This window comes from Phaeobacter sp. HF9A (assembly GCF_011806385.1).
In the GTDB taxonomy this organism is placed as follows: Bacteria; Pseudomonadota; Alphaproteobacteria; order Rhodobacterales; family Rhodobacteraceae; genus Epibacterium.
Genome location: NZ_JAATOX010000220.1, coordinates 1 through 3,049 on the forward strand (window position 1 = coordinate 1; position 3,049 = coordinate 3,049).

Annotated in this window: 3 protein-coding genes and 1 pseudogene; 2 read left to right on the plus strand and 2 right to left on the minus strand. The window is 61.6% G+C overall.

The features are described from left to right. Window positions 1-51 precede the first annotated feature (51 nt). Window positions 52-1,164: a polysaccharide biosynthesis/export family protein gene (locus HCZ87_RS20390; protein ID WP_167646911.1), complete on the minus strand. Its 1,113-nt coding sequence runs from the start codon at window positions 1,162-1,164 to the stop codon at window positions 52-54. Between the two features lie 122 nt (window positions 1,165-1,286). On the opposite strand from HCZ87_RS20390, the gene HCZ87_RS20395 reads away from it, so the two are divergent. After that, window positions 1,287-2,153 (plus strand): NAD(P)-dependent oxidoreductase, encoded by an 867-nt coding sequence (locus HCZ87_RS20395; protein ID WP_167646913.1) that lies wholly within the window; start codon window positions 1,287-1,289, stop codon window positions 2,151-2,153. Continuing rightward, the gene (locus tag HCZ87_RS20400) at window positions 2,150-2,764 is read left to right on the plus strand and encodes a sugar transferase (protein WP_167646915.1); all 615 of its coding nucleotides are present in this window, start codon (window positions 2,150-2,152) and stop codon (window positions 2,762-2,764) included. Before HCZ87_RS20395 ends, HCZ87_RS20400 begins: the two co-directional genes overlap by 4 nt. 4 nt (window positions 2,765-2,768) lie before the next feature. On the opposite strand, the pseudogene HCZ87_RS20405 reads toward HCZ87_RS20400, so the two are convergent. Further along, window positions 2,769-3,049, minus strand: a pseudogene (locus HCZ87_RS20405) (hypothetical protein); the annotation flags it as partial.

Genomic DNA, 3,049 nt, shown 5'->3' on the forward strand with positions numbered 1-3,049 from the left:
CCAATCTTTTGGCTGGCCCGCTTTCTATTTGAGAGAGAGAAGATCCGTTGATCAGAGTCCTGCGCGGCTGAAGACACCGAAGAAGTTTCCGATCAGGTTCGAGATCGTAAGCGCATCATTGATTGGGCTTTCAGTCGCCATGACCAGATCACCAGGGTTGACCTGGAAATTTCGTGCTGAAAACAGCCCGTCTGCGGTGGTCAGATCAAGAGTGAACACAACTCGGGTTTGTCGTGGGCCACGCATGCCAGGGGCAACTGCTGAGGTGGGATATTCGCGTAGAATCAGAAGGCCCTTGGGGTCAGCCTTGCCGTCTTGGAAACCGCCGGAGATCGACAGAGCATCCATCGCCGAGACTTCGTCCTTGGTGAAGATATGCAGATCCTCGGTGCCGGTGGCGCCGAAGGATAGAAAATAGCGTTCGTCTTCTTCGACAAAGACCCGGTCGCCGCCGCGCAGCAGCGTGTCCTTGGCGGGGGAATTCAGCAGGCTGTCCACCGAGGTGCCATAAATACGGCCACCGCGCATCAGGCGAATCTGCGGGTTGTTGAGGCCAGCGGCAATACCGCCACCGGCTGCAATCAACCCCATCACCGAATAATTGCGATCCGGCATCGGGTAGGTGCCGGGGCGGATCACGCCAGAGACCAGATCTACCGAGTTATTGCGCCCTTCGCTCATATCGAGCTGTAACTGAGCCGAGGGGACGATCTTCTCCAGCTCTTTTTGAAGTTTCTCACGGGCAAGATCGGGGGTGAGGCCGTTCACATTTACATTGCCCACATAAGGCAGGAAGACTGAGCCATTGGCGGACACACGCATATCCTGCAATTGCACAGTCTTTTGACCGCCTGAGGTCAGGAGCGAGTTGTCATTGCTGTCCCAGATCTGCATCGACAGGCGGTCACCTGCCTGAATGAGCTGGGTCTTGGGACCGCGGCTGGCGCCGATCCAACCCAACTGCTCCTGTTTTCCGGTTGGGGGCCAGTGGACCACCGTTGGTAGAAATGCGCGGTTGACTGCGTAGAGGGCAAAATCCGCATCTGCATCGGAAGCTGATTTTAGGATCTCTTCACTGGCTGGCGCTCCACCGGGCAGGCGAGAGCAGGCAGCGGGTAAGAGAACAGCAATAAGTGCGGCGGCCAGAAGCGGGATTTTTAGCATGAAGTCCTTATCCTGATGGCAGTCAGGAAGTGTTTGTGAAAGTATATCGGGCACCATACTGGTGGGGCTGCAACCGTCAATGATCGAAACAGTGACACTCCAAGAAGTGTGCAAGGACCTACATGCCTGTGACATTCCTGCTGACGCCGCTGGTGCTGGGGGCCTCCGGTCGTATTGGCCGGGCGCTGCGCCATCGTCTGGGCACGGATGCGGCCCTCTGGCAGGCGCGCCGGGCGCAGGCGGGGGCGGGCTGGTGCCTGTTTGATCCGCTGTCCGACCCCGAGGCCCTGACAGCGGCGGCGGGCGCGGCGGGGCAGATCCTCTGTCTGGCGGGGCCGGTGCCGGGCCGGGGGGGCGGCGATCTGCGCGACACGATCGCGCTGGGGGAGGCCGCGGTGCGGGCCGGGGCGGCTTTGGGCGTGCGGGTGCTGCTGGCCTCCTCGGCGGCGATATACGGCGCCCAGGCCGGCCCCCTGCACGAAGACCTCGCGCCGCGCCCGGCCAATGCCTATGGGCAGGCCAAGGCCGAGATGGAGGCCCGGGCGCAGGATCTGGGCAGGGAGCTGGGCGTGGCGGTCTGTTGCTTGCGGATCGGCAATGTGGCCGGCTTTGATGCCATCCTTGGCGGCTGGCGTCCGGGGTTTTGCCTGGATCAGTTCGCCGATGGGCGCACGCCCCGGCGCAGCTATATCGGGGCGCTGACGCTGGCGGATGTGCTGGGCGCGCTGCTGGCCCTGCCGGAGCTGCCGCCCATGCTCAATATCGCGCAGCCCGGTCCGGTGGAGATGGGCGCCTTGTTGCGCGCGGCGGGGCGGGAATATGTCACAGCGCCAGCGCCGGACAGCGCGATCGCCGAGGTGGCGCTTGACGTTGCGCGGCTGACAAGCTTTGTGGCGCCAAAGCTGGCGCTACCGGCAGCGGACCCCGCGGTGATGTGGGCTGAATTTGCCGAATTAGAGCCGCATATGAAGGATGAAGCTTCCCCATGACCTGGGATAAACGCCTGTTTGACCTGTTTTTTGCCCTGTTGCTGATCGTGATCCTTGGCCCCATCCTGCTGGGGTTGATGATCTGGTTGCGGATCAGGGAAGGCGGGCCGCTGTTTTACGTGGCCGAGCGGATGAAGGGCGTCGATCAGCCCTTTATGCTGTGGAAGCTCAGGACCATGACCGTGGTCGATGAGGACAGCGGCGTGTCCGGCGGCGACAAGGCGGCGCGGGTGACAAAAACCGGCGCCTGGCTGCGCTCAAAGCGGCTCGATGAGTTTCCGCAGCTGTGGAATATCCTCAAGGGCGATCTGTCCTTTGTCGGCCCGCGCCCGCCGCTGCGGCAATATGTGGAGGCCCATCCCGAGATCTACGCCGAGGTGCTGAAATCGCGCCCCGGCGTCACCGGCCTGGCCTCGATCACCTATCACAAGCATGAGGCGATGCTGCTTGCGCGCTGTACCTCCGCCGAGGAAACCGATGCGGTCTATTCCCGCATCTGCGTGCCCGCCAAGGCGCGGCTGGACCTGATTTACCAGCGCCATCAGAACATGTGTTATGACTTCGATCTGGTGTTTCAGACCATCGGCAACCTGTTCCGGCGTGGACGTTGAGGGGTCAGAAAAACTCGATATCCGCAGCCAGTCCGTTATAGTTTTGGAGGTTGGAAAACAGGATCCGGTCGCCGCGGCCAAAGTCCAGAAGAACCCCTTCGGCGGTGACATCGGCATAAGTCGTCAGCACCGCCTGGCCGCTGTCCTGACCGCCCACTAAATCTGAGGAGAGGCGGAGCACGTCCTCGCCAATGGCAAAATCTTCTACCTCGTCTGCGTCATGGCCAACGTCAAATACAAAGGTATCGACCAGGGTGCCACCGCGTAGGAGGTCGTTTCCAGATC

What these genes read in the sequence shown, in the direction of transcription:
- HCZ87_RS20395 (WP_167646913.1), top strand. Translation starts at nt 1,287, where the DNA reads ATGCCTGTGACATTCCTGCTGACGCCGCTGGTGCTGGGGGCCTCCGGT.
- HCZ87_RS20390 (WP_167646911.1), bottom strand. Translation starts at nt 1,164, where the DNA reads ATGCTAAAAATCCCGCTTCTGGCCGCCGCACTTATTGCTGTTCTCTTA.
- HCZ87_RS20400 (WP_167646915.1), top strand. Translation starts at nt 2,150, where the DNA reads ATGACCTGGGATAAACGCCTGTTTGACCTGTTTTTTGCCCTGTTGCTG.